The sequence below is a fragment of the Amylibacter sp. SFDW26 genome (assembly GCF_009184395.1).
Lineage (GTDB): Bacteria > Pseudomonadota > Alphaproteobacteria > Rhodobacterales > Rhodobacteraceae > Amylibacter.
Window position 1 is genome coordinate 506,865 of record NZ_WEIC01000001.1, and the last position, 22,968, is coordinate 529,832.

Annotated in this window: 20 protein-coding genes; 5 read left to right on the plus strand and 15 right to left on the minus strand. The window is 45.3% G+C overall.

What is annotated here, in order from left to right; all coding sequences use genetic code 11:
• Positions 1-12 precede the first annotated feature (12 nt).
• Positions 13-2,088 carry a ComEC/Rec2 family competence protein gene (locus tag F9L33_RS02655; RefSeq protein WP_152141180.1) on the plus strand — a complete coding sequence of 692 codons (2,076 nt, stop codon included), beginning with the start codon at positions 13-15 and terminating at the stop codon, positions 2,086-2,088.
• Here F9L33_RS02655 and lexA read toward each other — a convergent pair.
• On the minus strand, positions 2,085-2,777 hold the full coding sequence (lexA, locus tag F9L33_RS02660) for a transcriptional repressor LexA (protein WP_152141181.1): 693 nt from the start codon (positions 2,775-2,777) through the stop codon (positions 2,085-2,087). The genes F9L33_RS02655 and lexA overlap by 4 nt on opposite strands.
• A 273-nt stretch (positions 2,778-3,050) precedes the next feature.
• Here lexA and F9L33_RS02665 point away from each other — a divergent pair, with 273 nt between their 5' ends.
• Entirely contained in the window at positions 3,051-4,298 is a 1,248-nt protein-coding gene (locus F9L33_RS02665; RefSeq protein ID WP_193221949.1) for a glycosyltransferase family 2 protein, read from the plus strand.
• Here the strand turns inward: F9L33_RS02665 and glp are convergent.
• The 6 genes from glp to F9L33_RS02695 are packed head-to-tail and all read right to left on the minus strand — an operon-like array spanning position 4,293 to position 9,229.
• Positions 4,293-5,477, minus strand: a complete 1,185-nt coding sequence (glp, locus tag F9L33_RS02670; RefSeq protein WP_152141183.1) for a gephyrin-like molybdotransferase Glp — start codon at positions 5,475-5,477, stop codon at positions 4,293-4,295. The two genes, F9L33_RS02665 and glp, sit on opposite strands and share 6 nt — an antisense overlap.
• A complete protein-coding gene (locus F9L33_RS02675) occupies positions 5,474-6,355 on the minus strand; it encodes a DUF2971 domain-containing protein (protein ID WP_152141184.1) in 882 nt (293 codons plus the stop codon). The genes glp and F9L33_RS02675 overlap by 4 nt, the downstream gene beginning before the upstream one ends.
• Positions 6,352-6,831 carry a cyclic pyranopterin monophosphate synthase MoaC gene (moaC, locus tag F9L33_RS02680; RefSeq protein WP_152141185.1) on the minus strand — a complete coding sequence of 160 codons (480 nt, stop codon included), beginning with the start codon at positions 6,829-6,831 and terminating at the stop codon, positions 6,352-6,354. Before moaC ends, F9L33_RS02675 begins: the two co-directional genes overlap by 4 nt.
• The gene (gene trpC, locus F9L33_RS02685) at positions 6,828-7,631 is read right to left on the minus strand and encodes an indole-3-glycerol phosphate synthase TrpC (protein ID WP_152141186.1); all 804 of its coding nucleotides are present in this window, start codon (positions 7,629-7,631) and stop codon (positions 6,828-6,830) included. The genes moaC and trpC overlap by 4 nt, the downstream gene beginning before the upstream one ends.
• A complete protein-coding gene (gene trpD / locus F9L33_RS02690; RefSeq protein WP_152141187.1) occupies positions 7,632-8,651 on the minus strand; it encodes an anthranilate phosphoribosyltransferase in 1,020 nt (339 codons plus the stop codon).
• Positions 8,648-9,229, minus strand: a complete 582-nt coding sequence (locus tag F9L33_RS02695; RefSeq protein WP_152141188.1) for an aminodeoxychorismate/anthranilate synthase component II — start codon at positions 9,227-9,229, stop codon at positions 8,648-8,650. Before F9L33_RS02695 ends, trpD begins: the two co-directional genes overlap by 4 nt.
• 120 nt (positions 9,230-9,349) lie before the next feature.
• Here F9L33_RS02695 and F9L33_RS02700 point away from each other — a divergent pair, with 120 nt between their 5' ends.
• Positions 9,350-10,621 (plus strand): divergent polysaccharide deacetylase family protein, encoded by a 1,272-nt coding sequence (locus F9L33_RS02700; RefSeq protein ID WP_152141189.1) that lies wholly within the window; start codon positions 9,350-9,352, stop codon positions 10,619-10,621.
• A 7-nt stretch (positions 10,622-10,628) separates the two neighbouring features.
• On the opposite strand, the gene F9L33_RS02705 is transcribed toward F9L33_RS02700, so the two are convergent.
• The 3 genes from F9L33_RS02705 to F9L33_RS02715 all read right to left on the minus strand — a co-directional run bounded on the left by F9L33_RS02705 (position 10,629) and on the right by F9L33_RS02715 (position 14,811).
• Positions 10,629-11,255, minus strand: coding sequence for a hypothetical protein (locus F9L33_RS02705; protein ID WP_152141190.1), 627 nt, complete (start codon positions 11,253-11,255; stop codon positions 10,629-10,631).
• A gap of 146 nt (positions 11,256-11,401) precedes the next feature.
• The gene (trpE, locus tag F9L33_RS02710) at positions 11,402-12,916 is read right to left on the minus strand and encodes an anthranilate synthase component I (protein WP_152141191.1); all 1,515 of its coding nucleotides are present in this window, start codon (positions 12,914-12,916) and stop codon (positions 11,402-11,404) included.
• A gap of 2 nt (positions 12,917-12,918) precedes the next feature.
• On the minus strand, positions 12,919-14,811 hold the full coding sequence (locus tag F9L33_RS02715; protein ID WP_152141192.1) for a peptidylprolyl isomerase: 1,893 nt from the start codon (positions 14,809-14,811) through the stop codon (positions 12,919-12,921).
• A 171-nt stretch (positions 14,812-14,982) separates the two neighbouring features.
• Here F9L33_RS02715 and F9L33_RS02720 point away from each other — a divergent pair, with 171 nt between their 5' ends.
• Both F9L33_RS02720 and F9L33_RS02725 read left to right on the plus strand, forming a co-directional pair.
• A complete protein-coding gene (locus F9L33_RS02720) occupies positions 14,983-16,794 on the plus strand; it encodes an ABC-F family ATP-binding cassette domain-containing protein (protein ID WP_152141193.1) in 1,812 nt (603 codons plus the stop codon).
• Between the two features lie 16 nt (positions 16,795-16,810).
• The gene (locus F9L33_RS02725) at positions 16,811-17,800 is read left to right on the plus strand and encodes an Ldh family oxidoreductase (protein WP_152141194.1); all 990 of its coding nucleotides are present in this window, start codon (positions 16,811-16,813) and stop codon (positions 17,798-17,800) included.
• Here the strand turns inward: F9L33_RS02725 and F9L33_RS02730 are convergent.
• The 5 genes from F9L33_RS02730 to parE all read right to left on the minus strand — a co-directional run bounded on the left by F9L33_RS02730 (position 17,797) and on the right by parE (position 22,907).
• Complete coding sequence (locus F9L33_RS02730) at positions 17,797-18,465, minus strand: hypothetical protein (protein ID WP_152141195.1); 669 nt, start codon at positions 18,463-18,465, stop codon at positions 17,797-17,799. The two genes, F9L33_RS02725 and F9L33_RS02730, sit on opposite strands and share 4 nt — an antisense overlap.
• A 553-nt stretch (positions 18,466-19,018) precedes the next feature.
• On the minus strand, positions 19,019-19,738 hold the full coding sequence (locus F9L33_RS02735; protein WP_152141196.1) for a DUF1194 domain-containing protein: 720 nt from the start codon (positions 19,736-19,738) through the stop codon (positions 19,019-19,021).
• A gap of 86 nt (positions 19,739-19,824) precedes the next feature.
• On the minus strand, positions 19,825-20,463 hold the full coding sequence (locus F9L33_RS02740) for a hypothetical protein (RefSeq protein WP_152141197.1): 639 nt from the start codon (positions 20,461-20,463) through the stop codon (positions 19,825-19,827).
• 2 nt (positions 20,464-20,465) lie between these two features.
• Entirely contained in the window at positions 20,466-20,840 is a 375-nt protein-coding gene (locus tag F9L33_RS02745; protein ID WP_152141198.1) for a hypothetical protein, read from the minus strand.
• 81 nt (positions 20,841-20,921) lie between these two features.
• Complete coding sequence (gene parE / locus F9L33_RS02750) at positions 20,922-22,907, minus strand: DNA topoisomerase IV subunit B (protein ID WP_152141199.1); 1,986 nt, start codon at positions 22,905-22,907, stop codon at positions 20,922-20,924.
• Positions 22,908-22,968: the final 61 nt, after the last annotated feature.

A 22,968-nucleotide genomic window follows, 5' to 3' on the forward strand; every position in this document is an offset into this window, starting at 1 on the left:
AGAGCAAGAGACGTGGCATTTACAATGCAGATAAATGCACAACATGGGCGGTTATTTTTATGGGTGCCTGTATGTCTTTCCATCGGTATTGGCATTTATTTTTCCATACGTTTTGAACCTGCGGCTGGGCTTATACAGATTATAGGCGGGGCTTGCGTGATCCTTGGGCTTGTTGCGGTTCTGAGGTGGCGGTCTGGAAACGCTGTGATTTTGCGAGTGGTTTTCTTAATCATACTTGGTTTTTTACTGGCAGTATTTCGAACGCATTCTGTTGCCGAACCCGTATTGGGTTGGCGGTATTATGGCCCGATTGAAGGCACTGTTATGGGCATTGATCGGTCTAACAGTAATAAGCCACGCGTGATTTTGAAAAACGTGGACTTGGGCAAGATATCCAAGCCACGTACACCAACTTATATTCGTGTTTCTTTTCATTCTAATGTGGGCTTGCAGCACCTAATACCAGGGGCACATATTCGAACGATTGGTAGTGTGTCACCGCCATCAGGCCCCGTGGAACCGGGTGGTTTTGATTTTCAAATGTACGCTTGGTTTAAACGTTTGGGGGCTGTGGGATACAGTCGAAAACCTGTCGAGCTGGTTAAACCACCTGATCTGAATACATATTCATTAAAGCTTTTTGATTTACGTATGCGGATATCTGATCACATTCGCAGTCGAATTAAGGGCCAAACGGGTACATTTGCGGCGGCTATTTTAACTGGGGATCGTTCCACGATTGATCCCGATATTTTACAGGATTTACGCGATTCCAATTTAGCACATCTATTAGCGATTTCTGGATTGCACATGGGGCTTTTGGTTGGCTTTTGTTTTGCGTTGGTGCGGTATGGTTTTGCTTTGATACCTTACGTGGCTTTGAAATGGCCAACCAAGAAAATTGGGGCTGTGGTGGCAGTATTTGCAGGGTTTGCATATCTTCAAATCTCTGGTGCTGCTGTCGCTACGGAGCGTGCGTTTATTATGGTTACTGTGATGTTGGTAGGGGTGATTATGGATAAACCTGTGATCACATTGCGGGCTGTGGCGTTGGCAGCAACGATCCTGTTGGTTTTACATCCTGAAAGCCTGTCACAACCCGGGTTTCAAATGTCTTTTGCAGCGACAACCGCATTGGTGGCGAGTTTTGAGTTTTTAAAGCATCAAACCTATTGGCAAAGGTTGCAATTTGGGCGCAATCGGTTTGTGCAACCTATTATCGCATTAGTGATTTCATCGTTCATTGCAGGAGCTGCTACGGCGCCTTTTGCGGCCTATCACTTCAATCAAATCGCTCAATATGGCTTGTTGGCAAATCTGTCGTCTGTGCCAGTGATGGGGATGCTTGTGATGCCAGCTGCCGTTTTGGCTGGTGTGTTATCTGTGATTGGTTTAGATGCGATACCCTTTTGGATTATGGGGGTGGGTATTGATTGGATACTTGGTAGCGCCCATTGGGTAGCTGGTTTAAACGGCTCTGTGATGGCTGTGCCTCAAGGCCAAGTAGGTGTCTTGCCGTTAATCGGATTTGGCGCAGTTTTTTTCATATTATGGAAAGGTTACCTTCGATGGGTTGGCGTGGGCATATGCTGTTTTGCATTTACCCTTTGGACACAAACAGAACGACCTGTAGTTTTAATTTCGGATACAGGGCGATTGTTGGGTATTCTGCATAATGGTGAGCGGGCTTTAAACCGTTCAAAGGGGAGTGGTTTTGCGGCAAGTGTATGGCTGGAAAATGATGGGGATCGGAAGGGGCAGGAAATTGCGGCTTTTCGCTCGGATGGATTTTCAGATGTGATGAAAATTAATTTATATAACAAAGAGATAGGATATGTCTGGCCCAAATCTACACCCATAACAGATATAGAAAATATATGTTCGCAGGTTGATATCCTTATAGCACCTAACTTGAAGGATAAGCTCAGTGCTGGATGCTTCCAAATCACAAAACCCTATTTACGATATCAAGGTGCGGTAGCGCTTACGTTAAGTGGGCAATCCATACATATAAAAACCGCCCGACAGGTTACTGGCGAGCGGTTGTGGAATACTTGGTGGCTGCGAAAGCGAGCAGATAAATCTTAGTAGGTGCGGATCAAGCCAACCAAACGGCCTTGGACCTTTACCTGATCATCACGATATACGCGTGTTTCATAAGCATCGTTTGCCGCTTCAAGAGCTATTGCAGACCCACGCTTGCGCAGACGTTTTAACGTTGCTTCTTGTCCCTCAACCAATGCTACAACGATTTCGCCATTGTTTGCATCGGATTGTTCATGGATCACAACGATATCGCCGTCATTAATACCTGCATCAATCATACTGTCGCCCTTAACTTCTAATGCATAATGTTTGCCGCCATTGGCCAACATTTCACCGGGAACAGCAACGTTATGAGATGGCTCTTGGATAGCTTCTATTGGTGTACCAGCAGCAATACGGCCCATCACTGGCAATTCTAATGAATGGCTAGCCGTTTCCACTGGCAATGCTTCACGCGGGGCTGGTGCTGGGGCCGAGCCTTCGATAACGCGAGGTGTAAAGCCACCTTTATCCATACTATCTGGGAGTTTGATGATTTCTAAGGCGCGGGCGCGGTGGGGAAGGCGACGGATAAACCCGCGTTCTTCTAACGCTGTAATCAAACGGTGGATGCCTGACTTGGAGCGCAAATCCAAAGCTTCCTTCATTTCATCAAATGACGGCGGCACGCCTTCCTTTTCCATTCTGCTGTGAATAAATTCAAGAAGATCGAGTTGTTTACGGGTTAACATGAAGCCGCTCCTATCACAAAGTTTCGCTATATTTCCTCTTTGTTCTACCGATGTTCCCTTTTTGTGTCAACTATTTTACTTTAGACGAGCTTTACTCCTGCTTTATTCCATTAAAGTATATTTTTGAATTATTGCTCATACTTTGGTACTTTTGGGGCTGTATTTGAATGATAGATGGTTAACCGCATATTTTACAGTACTAAGCATTGTTTTTAATCATCTATACTCTATAAGCCAATCAATTATGGAATAAAAACTTTGGCGGTGGCTTTCGTGAAAATAAGTATTATAATCCCTACTCGGGAGCGCGCGGATTATTTATCGTACTCGCTACAGACAGCTTTAGAAATCGAAGATGACAATGTTGAAATCATTGTTAGCGATAATTTCAGCACAGATCATACGCGAGATGTTATTGAAAAATTTTCAGATAAAAGATTGAAATATATCAATACAGGCAAACGAGTTTCTATGCGTGAAAACTTTAATAGCGCTACACTGAAAAGTACTGGCGACTACATTATTTTTTTTGGTGATGATGATGGTATCCTGCCTAAACAATTTAAATATCTTCGCCGTATTTTAGAAAAGCATAAGCCAGATGGTGTGTCTTGGGTAAAATCTACATACCTTTGGCCGAATGACGAGTATGGCGCTAAGACAGGTGGTCGAATACGGTTTTATGGGCCCCGCTCTTATGGGGTTCCATATGAATATAACCCACAGAAAAAGCATATAGATAATTTGATGCAATGTCGTTTAAAGTCATTACGTCCTGCAACTCCCAATATATACCACGGATGTGTTTCACGTGTCTTTTTAGAAAAAAACGCTTCTGAGAAGGATGTGCTTTTTGACAGTACAATTCCAGATGTCAACTTTGAGTATAGGACTATTATGTTGGGCGGAAAATTTATTCATTCAGATCATGCGTTTTCTATTAATGGTGATAGTGCTGTGAGTAATGGACGGGCGCATGGTGGGTACGATTTGAATGACCCTAGAACAAAACCTGCGCAAAAGTTTCATCAAGAAAATGAGAACGACCCATATTTAAACGTATTTGGCAATCAACGCTTCACACCATTACTGTTAATGGCAACGTTAGAGACACTACGCGAACGTATGCCTGATTTTAAGCACCAACCCAATATGGTTGAGTGGTATTCATATGTTTATAATTTATCAAAACAGCAGACTCCCAAGGAAACATTTCAGATTATTGTTAAGTCTTTAAAAGAATATGCTGCTCGAACGGGCACGCTTGATGATTTTAATGTTGCGGAATGTAGGCCATATAAAAAAACCAAAAAGACATGGGGTGATATAAAAGCGCGCCTAAAGCTGAATTTATCAACATTTTCTTTGTCTGCTGAAAAAGATGGTGAGAATACTATTTTATCAGCTGTACGTTTGTATGATGAGATATTGGGAGATGGTTACGAGCATGTTTTAAACAACCCTAAGACGTATAAGACTGAATGGCGTAAAGCAAAAGCTAGATATAAAAAAGCCTTATAATCGAATGATATCTACAATATCTCCTTCTTTCTTTTTTGGTTCGTTTGGTGGGCGGATCATCAAGCAATTTGCTTTTGCCAATACAGATAATAACGAGCTGTCTTGACGATCAAATGGAGTGCATGTCTGAACACCGTTTACCAGTTCTAGGTTTGCACGCATATAGTGGGTGCGAGGACCATTTTTACCGATATCTTGCCCCAATGTGACGGTTTCACGGGCCAATGCTTTGGCTTCAAGTCCCAACATTGCATTAATCGCGGGGCGTAGAAAAACATGCCCACAAACGATCGAGCTGACTGGGTTGCCCGGCAAACCAATCAGTGGCGTGCCGTTATATTGCCCAGCCATAAGCGGTTTTCCAGGGCGCATGGCTACTTTATAAAAGCTGGTGTCCATATCTGAACCCTGTGCCATTTTTCCAATCAGGTCGTGATCTCCAACAGAGGCGCCGCCTAATGTAACGATCACATCCGCCCCTTCGCAAAGATCAAGCACTGTTCGCAGAGCGGCTTCATTATCGCGGGCGATTGGCAGTATACGTGCTTCTGCACCTGTGGATTCTACCATTGCTTTTAGGCCGAAGTTATTGGAACTGACAATGTTATCTGGCCCTAATGGGCTGCCTGGATACACAAGTTCATCCCCAGTTGCGACCAGTGCAATGATTGGTTTGCGGTGCACAGGAATGTCGTGAATGTTCATCGCCGCCAGCAAAGAGATTTCATTGGGGCCAAGATAAAGAGGGGCCGACAGTGCATCGCCAATTACAAAATCACCACCTGCAGGGCGGATATAAGCGGCCGTATCGGTACTATCCGATACTGTGATGGTGTCGCCGTCACGTGTACAATCTTCTTGGATCAGAATTTTATCGGCACTCGGGGGCACAGGGGCACCTGTGAAAATACGAACAGCTTCACCTGATTTGATATCGCCGTCAAACCGAGACCCAGCAGCACTTTCGCCGATAACGTTTAAAGTGGCACCTTTCTGGATGTCATCCGCCATAACCGCATACCCATCCATAGCAGAACTGGCAAAAGGCGGTTGGTTGTGTGTGGCGGCTACATCTTGGGCTAATACGCGTCCACCTGCTTCGGCAATGGGGACGATTTCTACGTCTAATGGGGAAAAGAGGTCTAGGACTTTGGTGAGGGCTTCTTCGACGGTTATCATGATATAGGCTCAATATTGACCTTGAATAATGTTGGATGCTTTGTTGCTTTGTAAAATCTTAAAGGTTTGGCATCAACAACAATACGATTAATAATACTTTCTTTCATCAAATGTATTTGAGTTTCTAATTGAGTAAGTCTTGGCATTTTCATACCAAAAACAACGCACTCAATTGCACCAATTGGAATTTGAAAAAGATGAATTGGTAATCCACCTTCTTTTTCATGGATTTGATGTGCTTTATCAAGTTTTGCAAACATCCTCCATTCACGTTCATATTTCCAGTCTGGGCTCTTTTGAAAGAAAACCTTATAGCCATCTTTCATATCATTTGTGTTTTTAGGTCGCTTGGCTGAATATTTAATTTCTTGAAGCTTGAAGTCCAAATCATTTGTACCCTCTGTAAAAAAGGGATGCGATGAATTGAAACCAATTGCTATTCCTTTGTGATTATTTGCGTAATGCGACCACATTAAAATATTATCATTTGTTTCAGATAAACAAAACATTCCTACAGCCTGATCGAATGCTTTTGTCGTAATATTGGGAACAAGTTTGGAAAATTCTTCAATATGTGCGTCTATTCCAAATGCGCCAGAAATTAAGCCATTATAGATTGTTTGTCTAAATGTATCGGTGACATTCGAAGGAGAATGAAAATTTTTAAGTATTTCCTTATCAATTCTTTCGAATATTTCTGATTTTGGAATATTCTTAAGGCTTTTATATATTTCCCCTTTATTAACGAATAGTTCCATTTCTGGATTAGCATCAAATGGGTCGTTTAAATCGCTTGGTGGTGTAAATCTAAATAAACCAGTTAAAACAGATTCAACGCGATCTTCACTGACATATTTCCATAACATTTTTGGTCTCATAGACCCTCGTATAATCCAGATTTACCGCCATCCTTAAGGACGACACGTATATCACTGATTTGCATGGCTTTATCAACGGCTTTAACCATATCATAAACGGTAAGTGCGGCGATATTAACGGCTGTTAATGCTTCCATCTCTACGCCTGTTTGTCCTGTGGTTTTCACGGTCGCTTCGATATCCACGCAGCTTTGATCTTCGTTCACTGCCAAATCGACAGAAACCTTTGTGATCGGCAGTGGATGGCATAACGGGATCAAATCAGGCGTTTTCTTAGCCGCCATAATACCAGCTAAACGGGCGATACCCAAAACGTCGCCTTTTTTCGCAGTGCCGCTGGCGATCATTGCCAATGTGGTTGGCTCCATAATGATGCGCCCTTTGGCGGTTGCAATGCGTGCGGTGATGTCTTTATCCGACACATCAACCATATGCGCTGCACCTTGGTCGTCGAAATGGGTTAACTTATCGCTCATGCAGCTTTCACCGGGTTGGCTAGCAGGGTTTTCGTGGCTTCGGCAACGTTATCCTGACGCATCAAACTTTCGCCGATTAGGAAACTACGCGCACCAACGGCGGCCATTTCTGCCATGTCGTCAGGGGTAAATATACCACTTTCTGTGACCATATGGCGATCAGATGGCACATTGCGCGACAAATCACGGGTTGTATCCAATGTGACGTCGAATGTTTTTAGATTGCGATTGTTGATGCCTAAAAGGGGGGACTTGAGGTTCAATGCACGGTCAAGTTCTTCGCCATCATGCACCTCTAGCAATACATCCATACCCCATTCAAAAGCGCAGGCTTCTAATTCATTGGCTTGTCCGTCAGAAACGGATGCCATGATGATCAGGATACAGTCGCCACCCCATGCGCGGGCTTGGGCAACTTGGTAGGTGTCGTACATGAAATCTTTGCGCAATGCAGGCAGATCACAAGCGGCACGGGCTTGTGTCAGAAATTCTGGTGCGCCTTGAAAGCTTGGCGTGTCTGTCAGGACTGATAAACATGTTGCTCCACCTGTCTGATAGGCTTCTGCCAATGCAGGTGGGTTGAAATCTGGGCGGATCAAACCTTTAGATGGGCTGGCTTTTTTGATTTCGGCAATCAGGCCATAGCCTGTTTCACATGCTTTTTCCAAAGCGGCAGCAAAACCGCGTGTTGGGCTGGCTTCTTTGGCCATGAATTCCAAGTCATGAAATGGCAGGGCGCGCTTTTGCTTTACCACCTCTTCAAGCTTATACTCTTTGATTTTATCTAAGATATCAGCCATTTAAGATGCCTCTGATGTAATTTTAGCCAACAGAGCCAGTTTTTCTTTTGCTTTGCCACTGTCGATGCTTTCGGCAGCAATCTCAACGCCAGCTTTCAGATTATCAGCTTTATCAGCCACAACCAAAGCTGCGGCTGTGTTCAACAGAACTGCATCACGGTAGGCTGAGGCCTCACCTTCAAGCAATGCTGCCATAGCTGCTGCATTAAATTCAGGGTCACCGCCTTTGATCGCTTCAAAAGGATGCACAGGCAGACCAGCATCTTCTGGGTTAATCTCTCGATCAGTGACTTTGCCATTCTCCAGCGCCGCTAACCATGTGACACCTGCGATAGAAATCTCATCTGTGCCATCAGAGCCATGCACCAACCATGCTTTTTCAGAGCCAAGCTCCAAAAGCACTTCTGCCATAGGGCGGATCATGTCGCGGGAAAAGGCACCTGTTAATTGGCGTTTTACGCCAGCAGGGTTTGTGAGTGGTCCAAGGATATTGAAAATCGTGCGTGTGCCCAATTCCATACGCGTTGGCATTACGTGGCGTACCGCAGGGTGGTGCATTGGTGCCATCATAAAGCCGATGCCAGCCTCGTTAATAGCGCGTTCTACCACGTCTGGGCCAACCATGACGTTTACGCCTGAAACTGACAGCGCATCCGCAGTACCTGATTTAGATGTCAGGTTTTTATTGCCGTGCTTTGCCACAACAACACCCGTACCAGCTGTAACGATTGCAGTGGCCGTTGAAATGTTCAGCGTGGATTTTCCATCACCCCCTGTGCCAACGATATCAATCGCACCTTTAGGAGCTTTAACAGGGTTACATTTGGCGCGCATAACGGCTGCGGCAGCGGCGTATTCTTCAACCGTTTCGCCGCGTGTGCGCATAGCCATCAACAAACCACCTGTTTGGGATGGTGTTGCTTTGCCTTCCATGATGATATCGAACGCGGCTTCTGCCTCTGCACGTGTCAAAGGGCCGTCGGCGGCTTTGCCTATTAAGGGTTTTAAGGCGTCGCTCATGCTGTTTCCTTTGCTTCATCAAGGAAGTTCTTGAGCATGGCATGACCATGTTCAGAGGCAATGCTTTCAGGATGAAATTGGCAGCCGTGAATGGGCAATTCTTTGTGCTTGAGCCCCATAATTGTGCCGTCTTCTAACCAAGCAGTGATTTCTAGGCTGTCTGGCAGCGTATCACGGTCAACGACCAGTGAATGGTAACGTGTTGCTTCGAATGGGCTTGGCAAGCCAGTAAACAAAGATGTGTTATTGTGATGCATCGTACCCATCTTGCCGTGTACGATATCCGTGTGACGTACAACTTTACCGCCAAACGCCTGACCAATTGTCTGGTGACCCAAGCACACGCCAATCAGCGGTGTTTTGGTTTCTGCTGCGGCTTCTGTCATAGCCAAACAAATGCCCGCTTGATCTGGATCACATGGGCCAGGGGACAGCATGATTGCTGATGGATTTAAGGCCATAGCCTCTTGTACATTCAGTTCGTCATTGCGTTTTACAACGACATCAGCACCCAATTCACCAACATAGTGGACAAGGTTGTAGGTAAAGCTGTCGTAGTTATCGATTAATAGCAGCATCAGTTTATTCCAGTTACACGTAAAACAGGGGTGAACCCTGTGAAATTCTGCGCTATACATGCCCCGAGTAGGCGACAATGGTCAATAGACAGACCAGCGTTTTATAAGGAGCAGGGCAATATGTCAGTGGTTAAAGGTTTATCCGGATTTATCGTAGGATTAGGTGTGGGTGGCGCTGCCTTAACTGGTGTTGCAAGTTTTGTGCCACAATTTGAAGGTTTTGCATCTTTAGAAAGCTCCGAAACAGAACAAACAGCTAAGGATACAAAGCCTGTCGAGGTTGTACCAGAAGCTGAAGAAATCGCGGTTTCAGAGGAAAATACTGCTGAAGAAGCGGTGCCAGAGAAAACAAAACCAGAAGTTGATGAGCCTGATGTTGAGATTGCCGAAAAAACAGAAGAGCCAGCAACAGAAAGCGCACCAGAGATAAAAGAGGAAGAGATTGCTGTTATTGTGCCAGAGCCCAAAGAGGGGCTGACAGATACAGAAACTCCGGAAAAAGCGGAACCTGAGCAAGAAAAGAAAAAGATTAATCTGCCGACAATTCAGCCAGAAGAGCCTAAAGAAGAGGTCGTTGAAACCGCAAAAGAGCCTGTTAAAGATCAAGGTATCACAATTGGCAAAAAGCCATCATCGTCTTTGCCGTCAATTTCTGCGGAGGAACCTGCGCCAGAAGTAGCAGTAGCAGAAGAAGAAAAGCCTGATGGGAATGCTTTAGAGTTCAATGCTATAAAATTTGAACGTGGCGAGCGTCCTTTGATGGGTATCGTCCTAGAAGATATTGGCGCTAAAGGTTTGGATGTTGATAAACTTAAAACGTTGAATGCACCCATAACGATTGCGATCCGCACGGATGCACCAGATGCGTCAGAGCGCGCTTTGTCTTATAAAGCAGCGGGTTTTGAGGTCATTGCTATGGCGCCGTCAGGACGTACTGAGGCGTTGAACATTGCATTGAACCCAAATCAGGTAAAAGACGCACTGAATGTATTATTCACATCAGTCCCAAATGCAGTTGGCCTTATTGATAACCCTCAAGCCAAGTTGCAAAAAAGCAGCCGTACATCGGATGCTGTTATTGAAAGTTTTGTTGAGACTGGGCACGGCTTGATTACATATGCCAAAGGCTTAAACTCTGTTGATCGATCAGCACAGTTCAAAGGGGTCAAAACAGCAAAGGTTGCACGTATATTGGACGAGAATCGCGAAAACAAAGCTCTTATAGCGCGGTACTTGGACCGTGTTTCCCTTGATGCGGGTCGGGATGGAAAAGTTCTAATTCTAGGAACAACAGCAAAAGATACTGTTGCGGCATTAGCAGGGTGGATCCTGAGTTCTAAAGGACAAAGCGTTTCCATTGCCCCTGCATCTGCGGTCTTGTTAAGTAAGTAGTAAGCGTTTAAGCAAAAACGCTTACTTGTGTTACAGCATATAATGCTGTGTAGCTTAAGATAAATAATCTAGGTGCAAGTGCTGCGCAGAACGCAATAGCGCCGTCTTTTAGACTTAGCGACCCTACCGGACGTTTTAGGTTTTCTACAATCTTTTTAGGCATTTTTACGCATCTTGCACTTGTCGTAGCATGAATAAAATCACGGACGTTAAAGGCGTCTTTTGGAGTAACTCTTGCTAATGGTTTATTCTTTTTCATGCGATTGAAAAAACAGTATTTCTTTGGTTTCTGCGTATCATTTAACAGCTCTTCAAGTTCTTGATCTGTTAACTGATCTTTTAGGTTTTTTTCAAGCTCTTGAAAGACAAAGGTTCTGAAGTCGTCTTCGATTTCTGGATAGAACCCTTTTGCCATACGGCTAAGGGAAACGCGGTTTCCAAAGCGGGCATCACAGAAGATTTTCTGAATTTTTTTTGGAGCTGCGTTAAATGCAGTAACAGTTTTCGGGTCCCGAAACATTACCATACGCCCCATACCGCTATTGGGTGCGCAGTCTTTGTTGTGTGCAGGTGTTTCTAGGAATAAGTCGCGAGGGATGTCAGCAGCGACATCAAAATCATAATTAAGGGCCATTAGTTCTATCCTTTGGGCAGCTTGGATGGGGTGGGGAACTAATACTGAAAGTAACCAAATACTAACTAAAGTATAAGTTTTGGTTTGGGGCGGCCATAGGGCAGATTTGTGAAAATTTAGTGCCGTTATGTCATTTTAAACAGGATTTAGTTGCCTGATTTAAAGTCAACAAACAGCCCTGCATCCTTTGCTGCTTGACGTAATGCATTGGATTTATTGACTGTTTCTTGAAATTCAGCTTCAGGATCACTGTCATAGACAACGCCGCCACCCGCTTGGATGTAAAGCTTTTCGTCTTTTGTGACTGCTGTACGCAGAGCAATACAGATGTCCATATCACCGTTAGCAGAAAAATAACCGACACCGCCGCCGTATACGCCGCGCTTTTCAGTTTCCAACTCGTCAATGATCTCCATGGCACGAACTTTTGGTGCACCAGATACTGTGCCTGCTGGCAAACCTGCGAGTAGGGCGGAGATGGCGTCATGTTCGTCTGATAGTTCACCTACGACGTTGGATACTATGTGCATCACATGGCTGTAGCGTTCGATGATGAATTGCTCATTTGGGTTCACTGTGCCGATTTTAGCAACACGGCCCACATCATTGCGACCAAGATCTAATAACATCAGATGTTCAGCCAGCTCTTTTGGGTCAGCCAAAAGATCAAGCTCTAGCGCTTTATCTTCTTCGGGTGTTTTGCCGCGCATACGTGTGCCTGCGATTGGGCGAATAGTCACTTCGCCTTCTTGAACTTTTACAAGGATTTCTGGACTAGCCCCGATCACTTGGAAATCACCGAAGTTGAAATAGAACATATAGGGTGATGGGTTCGTGCGACGCAAAGCGCGGTACAAAGAGAACGGCGGTAGTTTAAAGTCTTGTGTCCAGCGTTGTGATGGGACGACCTGGAAGATATCGCCTGCACGAATGTAGTCTTTGGCTTTTTCAACAACTTTAAAGTAATTCTCTTTGGTTGTGTTCGATATTGACGTATCTGTAGTATCCATATCTCCAAAGTCTCGTGTTTCAGAGGTAACAGGACGGTCAAGATCAGACACAGCATCCATGACACGTTCAGCAGCTTGATTATAAGCGGCGCGCGCATTCAACCCATTATCTGCCCATACCGGAGAGATAACAGTAATTTCGCCTTTTACACCGTCGATAACCACAACCACAGAAGGGCGGATCATTACTGCATCGGGCAGTTCAATAGGGTCTGGGTTCACGTCAGGAAGATTTTCAACCAAACGGATCATGTCATAACCAAGATAACCAAACAGGCCTGATGCCATCGGTGGTAAATCTGCGGGCAGATCAATGTGGCTCTCAGTAATTAATGCGCGCAATGTTGTGAGTGGGTCACCTGCAAGATCCTCAAAAGCCTCTTCGTCAAAGCGTGCAGAGCGGTTCACACGCGATGTAGTACCATTACAATCCCAGATCAAATCTGGTTTCATTCCAATGATGGAATAACGTCCCTTAATCTCGCCGCCTGTCACAGATTCCAACATAAAGCTGTTCTTGCCAGCCTGTGATAGCTTCATCATCAAAGACACAGGTGTATCCAGATCTGCGACTAGGCGTGAATAGACAACTTGGTTTTTTCCAGCTTTGAAGTTTTCTTCAAAAGTGGAGAATTCCGGAGATAGGTTCATTATTAATATCCGTTACCGCCGCCATGCCCGCCAGCGTAACCGCCTGTAAGCTGTGCGTTGATTTGGTTGATTGCTTCTTGATTGATAGAAACATCCGCATTTGCACGCAAGGCGTTTGAAAACGTAGAAAGTAAATCATTTGCAATCTGGATGTCTAAACGCTGCTGCACTGATATTGCCAAAGCTTTATTATCGTCTGTAGTCGTATCAAACGCATTAACAGCATCCAAACGCGCTACGAAAACACTGTTTGGACCAGCTATCATTTCAGCTTTGTTCGCTTCTAGATTATAAACTGTATCTAATAGGCCATAAGGTGTATTTTCTATAAAGCCAGAACGACGTACGTTTTTTTCAATGTTCACAGCATAGACACTGAAGCTTCCACCGATATTCAAGCCATCTCTTAACTCTTCTGCTTTCTTTGTTAGCAAGCGTACGGTTTCTGCAGCTTTCCAATCTAAGATCACTTGGTCTTTCACTTCATCCAATGTGCGCAATTTTGGTTGTTTGATTTCATCCACACGTAGGGCAAAAATGCTGCCATCTTCAAAGTTGTTAATTTCAGGGTAATCACCTGGTTCTGATTGATTGGCAATTGTGCGGAAATTTTCATATGCGGCGATGCCATCTGATGTATCCGCAGATAAAGAAATTGTGCCAAGTTGCATATCTGTGTCTCTTACAAGCTCTTCGATTGTCGCGTCACCAGCTAATAGATCGTCAACGTCTTCGACGATATCATTCACTAAGCGGCGTGCAGCCTCTCCAGCCAATTCGCCAACAATTTCTGCACGCGCATCTTCGAATGGTGTAACGTCTTTTGCCAAGACAGCATTTACTCGGAAGATTGCAGGGCCCAATGATGATTCCACAGGTCCCAAAATACCCGTTTCGTTCGTTGAAAAGATCAAATCAGCCGCTGCTTTTGCAATGCCACCAATTTGGACATCACCCAAATTAACATCTTCTGCTGTCAAACCACGCTCTGAAATAATTGTATCGAATGTTTGTGTATTTGCATCAAGGGCGGAACGAGCTGCTTTTGCCTCTTCCATGCTGCCAAAAACGATACGGTCTAAGTTGCGCTTTTCTGCTTTGTTAAAGCGGTCGGGTTGAAGGTCATAAGATTCTTGTATCAATGCTTCGTCTATATTCACTTGATCAGATAACATTTCAGGACTTAACCATGCATATGTAATTTCACGAGACAACGGAGCAGTATATGCTTCTGGTGTTGCTTCATATTGCATTTGAATTTGTGCATCTGTTGGAGTTGCCACTGGTGCATCTAACGCATCAGCAGTAAGCTCTATCCATGTAAAATCGCGTGTTTCACGATCATAAGACAAAAGCGCTTGTGTTTGTGTACCTTGCGATTGAACGCCGTTTAAAATTGCAGATTCAATAAAGCCACGTGATGCTTGTTTGCGAAGGATGTCTTCATATTCTTTTGTAGACAATCGAGCATTCTGTAATGCATTTTGATATGCTTCATTATCAAAGCTACCATCAATGCCCTGAAAGCTTGCTGTTGCAAGAAGCTGTTGGCGGACGGCTTCATCACCAATGCTAAGACCAAGTTTTTTTGCCGCGTCATCTAAGGCAGCTGTTGTCAGTAAGCCTTCCATAACCTGACGTTGCAGGCCTAATTGTTCGGCTTCAAGAGCTGTTAATTGACGGCCCGCTTGTTGAGATAGGCTGTTTAGGGATGTGCTGACCGCTTGGGCGTATGCATCAACGCTGACTTTTTCATCGCCAACAGTTGCGATTGTGCGGATAGTTCCGCCACCAGCACCTGCGCCTCCAAAGCCGATAAGACCTACGATCAATAAGCCTAAGATGATCCAAACTGCTGTTTGGTTTTTCTTATTAGTGCGCATTGAACCCATCATAGTCGATCATCCCTTTTTAATCTTTGAAAGGTTTTAGGATGATGTCAGGGGACTGGCAAGCGAGGAGTAAGGGCAAAACAAGCTTATTTTAGAAAATAAAGCCTATTAGAGGGTGATCACACGGTGAATTGATGGCTTGACCAATTCTTATTCTAGCGCGATAGGGGGAGCATGGCTGCACCTCCGATTTTGACCTTATCTGATATACGCCTTGGTTTTGGCGGAAACCCACTGTTTACAGGACTTGATCTTGTGATCTCTGAAGGAGCGCGTTTGTGTCTTGTCGGGCGTAATGGATCAGGTAAATCGACGCTGTTGAAAGTGATCGCTGGATTGGTGCAAGCAGATGAAGGCGAACGGTTTTTAAGGCCACGTCAATCTGTGGGCTATATGGAACAAGACCCTGATCTGTCTGGTTATGAGACATTGCGTGATTATGCGATGACCTCTTTGGATGCGGCGGATGCTTACCGCGTGGATATGGTGGCCGAAGGTTTGAAGTTGGATTTGGACCGCGCCCCTGACACCGCATCTGGTGGGGAGCGCAGGCGTGCGGCTTTGACTAAGATTGTTGCAGAAGATCCTGATCTAATGTTGTTGGATGAGCCAACGAACCATTTAGATGTGGAAGCTATTGCTTGGTTAGAGGATCATTTGCGGACGACACGCAAAGCGTTCGTGTTGATCAGTCACGATAGAACATTCCTGCGGACATTGACCAAAGGTATCATATGGGTTGATCGTGGGTTGGTACGCCAACACCCAAAAGGCTTTGAAGCTTTCGAAGACTGGCGCGATAAGATGTTCGATGAAGAAGATCAACAACGTCATAAACTTAATCGCCTAATAAAGGCCGAAGGCCGCTGGGCGGTTGAAGGTATATCTGCACGCCGCAAACGCAACCAAGGGCGTGTGCGGCGCTTGGCAGATCTACGTGCTGAAAAAGCAGGGCAAATCAAGCGTACGGGCACGGCTGCTATGGCGCTGGATACGGGGCCTAAATCTGGTAAACTGGTGGTCGAGGCCATAGGGGTTAGCAAAGCTTATGATAAGCCTATTGTTCAGAACTTTGATCTGCGTGTGATGCGAGGGGAACGTATTGCATTGGTTGGACCAAATGGTGTGGGTAAGACCACGCTATTGAATATCCTGACAGGGCAAACAGAGCCTGATAGTGGCACAATTAAACTGGGAACAAACCTTGTCTCAGCGATCTTTGATCAGAACCGCGCGCAATTAGACCCAACAGCCAGTCTGTGGGATACTTTGACCATGGATAAAGAGTTGGGTGTATCGGGTAAGAATGACCAGATCATGGTGCGAGGGAACCCTAAACATGTCGTGGGATATCTAAAAGAGTTCTTGTTTGATGATAACCAAGCACGTGGGCCTGTGTCAGCATTGTCTGGTGGGGAAAAGGCGCGCTTGTTGCTGGCACGTATTATGGCGAAACCCAGCAACCTGCTGATCCTTGATGAGCCAACAAATGATCTGGATGTTGAAACGCTGGATTTATTACAAGAGATTTTAGATGGTTATGATGGTTCTGTAATTCTTGTCAGCCACGACCGCGATTTCCTTGATCTTGTAGCCACCACAACCATTGCGATGGAGGGCGATGGGAATGCCACTGTTTATGCTGGCGGTTGGTCTGATTACCGTTCACAGCGTAAGGAAATATTGGGGCAGGTGGCTAAGGCTCCCAAAAAGGCGAAAAAGACAGATGCTAAAGGGGTAGCAGAGCTAGACCAATCTGGGCTTAATTTTACACAAAAGCATCGTTTGGAAGAATTACCAAGCGTAATGGAGCGTTTAGAGGCCGAGATTGCCAAGCTGCAAGAGTTTATGTCAGACCCAGAATTGTTTACAAAAGAACCAATAAAGTTCCAAAAGGCCACAGATGCCTTGATCGAACGCCAAGCTGCGTTAGATGCAGCGGAAGAAGAATGGCTAGAGCTGGAGGCTTTGGCAGAAGAAACATAAGCTTGGGGAGAGGCATATGACACAGATTACAGTAAGCTTGGACGACATTTTTGATCGATCTAAAGCTGCATTGATGAAACACGGTGCAAATGAGTTTGTTGCAATTGAGGTTGCCAAAGCTGTACGCAAAGCGGAATCTGTAGGAAACTTGATCTGTGGCCTGTATTATCTGGAAAGCTATTGCACACAACTGACGTCTGGTCGTGTGAGCGGTGACATTGAACCGGTTGTTTCTAAACCAAAACTGGCAAGTGTTCAGGTGGATGCAAAACTTGGGTTTGCACAGCCAGCTTTTGCCCGTGGTTTGCCAGAAGCCATCATGGTTGCCCAAGAAGCGGGGACATGTGCATTGGCTATATGTCATTCGCATACATGTACATCGCTTGGCTATTTCACGGAACAAATCGCCAACGCAGGCATGATTGGGATTGGATTTACTAATGCGTCCCCAGTAGTATCGCCACCAAATGGCTATAAAGCCGTGATTGGTACCAATCCAATAGCCATGTCTATCCCAGCCAAAGAGGGGGGTGTTGCGTTCCAATTCGACCAAAGTACATCCGCGGTTGCGCTGGGGAAAATCACTATGGCAGCAAGCGCTGGAGAGAGCATTCCTTTGGGTTGGGCTGTAGATGCTGAAGGCAAGCCAACGACGGATCCAAAAGAAGCTTTGAAGGGGTCATTGGTCTCTACTGGCGGTTATAAAGGTTGGGGTTTTGGTCTCATGACCGAGATTTTAGCGGCTGCAGTTACTGGTTCAGTGAATTCTTTGGATGTAGCAGGGTTGAAGTTGCCAGATGGTAAACCACATGATTTGGGCCAATTCTATTTCATTGTTGATCCAACAACATTCTCTGGCGATGCGTTCTGGGAACGTCTGGCGCGCGTATCAGATGCGGTGACAGAACAAGAAGGTGCGCGTTTACCTGGGACTGGCAAGGCTGATGTATCTGAAGTGACGATTGCAAAAGCCGTTTGGGATCAAACACTAGAGTTGGCGGGTTAATCCTGTACTAGTTTTTTAGCGGCTTCAACTTTGCGTTTGGCAATACGGCAGGCTTCGACAACAGGGCGTAATGCTTTTGTAGACCCTTTAAGCGGAAGCCGTTCTGTAATGCCTGTGGCGATCAGCGAAACATCAGCATAATTGCCTGCAATGAAGTTGCGGAACAATGGGCCAAGGGGTTCTTTATCACGATAACTCCAATCTTTGGCTTCATAATCGTAATTCACTACAGATGTGACGCCAATCTTTGGAAAGTTAAAGAAAAGCATCTCCATATCTGCTAAACTGCTCTCTATAGGTTCGATTTCTGTATTTTTTGGTAATGTTAGATCTTCGATATTTATCGTCACACCGTTCGCTAAAGTAATAACTTCTGATGTTTCTTGTACTTCTGGTTCAGACTTGATTGGAGCATTTATTGGATGGCGTGGACGGTACCTGAATTCCAATTCCGCAGTCTCGGTAAAACACATAATTTGAACGGCAAGCCATATGCCGTCGTCATCGGCACATTGCAAAAGCCCAGAGGCTGGTGTGCCTAATGCTTCGTTTTGGGGGATATGTTCCCATGGCTCACAGGAATTGCGTAGATTTATGGTTTCAGAAAACCCTGTAGTGGCTGTAAAAGTTAAAATTGCCAAACTGGCAGCTGCACGCAAAATCATAGTGTGGAACTCGTTTATTTTGTTTGGCATACGTTACTTTAAATCGGGAAAATGGACAGTAACATTTTTCACCGAACATGAAAATTAAGCGAATTTTTATGAACTGTGGCATGTATACATTATTCGGCTCTTTTTTGATAAAGAATGAAGGTTTTATAACGATCTTAATACAGAAATATTTGAGTTATTTTGTAGAACCTTGAAAACACACACAACTTATTGTGTATTTTCTTTTGACACACACACTATTTAGACGGATAATTCCCTTAGGGAATGTATATGTTTTTTAAGGGGAAAGACAAAATCAGGCCTGCACGAATACTGTGCTTTTCATTGTGACTAATTTATACAATTGAACGTTTTTGAACCTTTACCCCTTATCGTTAAGTTTGGTCATGAGTATCGATTTATGCCCCTTTGGGTATAGCTAAAGTCGGCGAAGCTCTTTGTGTTTTCGAGCAGTAACTTGCCATATCGATAATTATGATCTGCTACTGGATTGCAGAGCCAGTAGCGTAGAGGGCCCTTTCCATTCTCCCGGAGGGCTCTCTTTTCATTTTACAGTCATGGCAAGCGTCTCTTTTGGGGTTTTGCCTGAGATTTCTAAGATCAATTTACGCTCCACCGCTGCTGCAAATAAATCCATGCTTTCTACGGTGACGACAAAAGCGCCTGAACCGCCAATTATGGTGTCTGTATAGCGTTCTACCAGATCGGGTTCTGTTGGTTTACTTTTGCAATTACGACACAGGATTGGCAGTCCATTTATGGTGATGTTCGACGCCAATACTTGTGCGCGTGCATCAGCAATGGAAGGACCATTAAAGCTTATGGCACTGTCACCAGAGATATCAATGACACGACGAATGGCAGAGATATTATTCTTTTCTATCAATTCTTTACCCTTTAACAGGGCAGCCCCAATTGCATTGCGGCCATAAGCGAAGCGGCGAACGGAATGGAGTTGTTGTGTAAAGGCTTTTGCATCTGCTTTGTTGGATATGATGGTCCATGGCACAACCACCTCTTGTCTGCGGTAATCGCCCCATTCAACGTATGTCACAGCGATTTTTCCTGTGAAGGTGTATCTGATCGCATCTAAGACACCGTCAGATACTAAGGCATCGGCATAACCCTTTCTTTGGAAAGAGATTTCTTCGTCGGTAATGGAACCTGTTGTATCAGCTAATAAGACCAATTCCAGATCTACATCTTGGGCGTAAAGAGGTGTGGAAAATAGGATGAAGAGTAAGAGAGAGTGTATAAATTTCATACGTCGGAGGTACACTTGTTGTGTTACGAATTTATGACAATTTCTGTGTATGGAACCTGTATGGCATGCGTATGGCAACCTGTCGGTTATAGTTTTCTTAACATTTCAGCATATTTTGCTGAATGATCGCCCTTATGATTGTCCATTTTGGGATTGGTTAAATATCCGCGTGGTGGCACATAACTTTGAATCTTTCGCTCAGGTGCTTCGGACCAGCGAATATTGAATGCAGCATTCTTTGGGAAGAAGAACAAACGGCAATAGGGTAGGTGGTCATGTATCCACCATGCCAACTGTGTCCATGACATGCCGTCATTGTAGAGTTTGGCAAAGGATGGCACGACAATACTTGCCGTTGCCCCCATATGCCCGTTTTTATCCAGATGGTCCCAGATATGACAGCCAGCTGTGGTGTCATTTGTGGAACAGGAATATCCCGATTTGCCTGCTTGCTGTTGTTCGTTGCCAAAGGTATTCACAGAAGGGGAGCGGTAGCCTGAACGCACTGCAATCCGTCCAAAGCGATCTTGTAGGGGTTCGAGGAGTTGTTCGCAAAGTTGCGTACCAGCTTGAATGGCAAGGTCTGGGTTTTCTGGGATGTTTTGCACCCCATGAAAATTGGCGATCTCAGAATGCAGGAAATCGCGCATGTAAAAGGTCTTTGACAGTTGAATACGCCCAAAATCATCCAATGATGCAACTGAATTGGGCGGTCGTTTGGGCATGTTTATCTGCTGTGTACTGTTGGTGAGAAACGTCGACAACTGTTGCCATCATATTGACTGGATGCAATGCGCCCTTGATCCAAAGTGGCTGTATAAGTGCAGTTGAAATGCGTGGTTTCTGTTACATCACCAATAAGGCGGCTTTTGCCGCGTTGAAAATTCTCAAAGCGGGTTTCCGTAATCTCAACGGTTTTATCGAAATGCCAAATGGCGCTATTTGCGCTTTGTTGGGTTGGGGGGCCAATAAGGCTTGAAACTTGCGCTAATGTTTTGCCGTTGAATTGCTGTGCACGCGTGACTTTCTGTTCTGCACTTTCGAACAGGCAAGCGGAGAGAAATAATGGGGTGGACAGGAATAATACTTTTAAAGCGGGCATTTCGATCACCTGATTGATATTATGGTTATAGCTTAAGAGCTTTTATGTCAGATGCAAATCACAGGTTGGTTTTGCAAAAACTCAAACATCCAATTCCTCAACAAACTGTGCGTTCTGTTGAATATATTCAAACCGTAGCTCGGGTTTTTTACCCATCAAACGATCAACTAAATCTGCTGTTTCCCCTGGTTCATCTTCATCAATGTTGATGCGGATCAATTGGCGTGTGGCAGGGTTCATTGTGGTTTCTTTTAGGTCTTTGGCGTCCATTTCACCCAAACCTTTAAAGCGAGATACCTCGATTTTAGCACGACCGCCCAAGCCTTTTTCCATCAACGCATCCTTTTCTACATCGTCCATGCAGTACTCGCGGCGTGCCCCTTGGGTCAGGCGGTAAAGGGGTGGGCAGGCCATGTAGAGGTGGCCGTTGTCGATAAGGGGGCGCATTTGGGTAAAGAAGAATGTCATCAGCAAGGATGCGATGTGGGCACCGTCGACATCTGCATCCGTCATGATAATGATTTTGTCATACCGTAGGTCTTCGACGTTGAATTTTGTGCCCATTTGCACGCCAAGTGCTTGGCATAGGTCGTTGATTTCGTTGTTGGTTCCAATTTTGCTGGATGCAGCACCTAAAACGTTCAGGATTTTACCGCGTAGGGGTAAAAGGGCTTGGGTTTTGCGGTCACGTGCCATTTTGGCAGACCCACCCGCACTGTCGCCCTCGACGATGAACAGTTCTGTGCCTTCGCGCACATTGGTGGAACAATCCGTTAGTTTTCCTGGTAGGCGGAGTTTTTTGGTTGCTGATTTGCGTGCAGTTTCTTTTTCCTGACGGCGGCGCAGACGTTCTTCGGCCTTTAAGACCATGAAATCTAGGATCGCACCTGCGGATTTATTGTTTGCTGCTAGCCAGTTGTCGAAGTGATCGCGTACGGATGTTTCGACCATTTTTTGGGCGGCGACTGTCGCTAAGCGGTCTTTGGTTTGACCTACAAATTCTGGTTCACGGATAAAGCAAGAGACGAGGGCGCAACCACCTCCCAACACGTCTTCGCGTGTGATTGTTGCGGCTTTTTTATTACCGACCAATTCGCCGTAAGCTTTGATGCCTTTCAGGACAGCTGCCCAGAAACCGCTTTCGTGTGTGCCACCCTCGGGTGTTGGCACGGTGTTACAGTAGGACTGCATGAATGCATCGCGGGACGGGGTCCAGTTGATCGCCCATTCTACGGAACCGGGTGTGTCGTTGCCGAATTTTTCGGTGAAGTTCACTTTGCCCGCAAAGGGTGCTTCGGCATATGTGGATGAGTTTTCTAGACGTTCATTCAGATAGTCGGCAAGGCCGCCTGGGAAGTGGAATGTGGCTTCTAATGGTGTGTCGTCATCTGCTTTGATACAAGATGGGTCACACTTCCAGCGGATTTCCACACCAGAGAAAAGGTAGGCTTTTGATCGTACCATTGTCATAACGCGTTTTGGTTTGAAACGTGCTTTTGGTCCGAAAATTTCTGCGTCTGGATGGAATGTTACGGATGTGCCGCGGCGGTTTGGGGCGGCACCGATTTTTTCAACAGGGCCTTTAGGGATGCCGCGTGAAAATTCTTGGCAATATAGTTCTTTGTTACGTGCCACTTCAACACGCATGTGATCGGAGAGGGCGTTTACTACGGATGCACCAACACCGTGCAAGCCGCCAGAAGTTTGGTAAGCTTTGCCGTTAAATTTACCGCCAGCGTGGAGGGTACATAGAATGACCTCTAGTGCTGATTTTTCTGGAAATTTCGGGTGTGGATCGATTGGGATACCACGGCCGTTGTCGCGGATGGTGACAGAATAATCTGCAAGCAATTCAACATCAATGCGCGTGGCATGGCCTGCCACGGCTTCGTCCATAGAGTTGTCCAACACTTCGGCGATTAGGTGATGCAATGCGCGGTCATCTGTGCCGCCGATATACATGCCGGGGCGTAGGCGAACGGGTTCAAGGCCTTCTAGGACTTCAATACTAGAGGCGTCGTAATCTGTTTGTGCTGGGTCTTCTTTGAATAGGTCTGTTGCGGCCATTATTGATTCTTATTTGCTCGTTTTTACAAAGCATAATCTAAAACGGCGGCGATGTGTATAG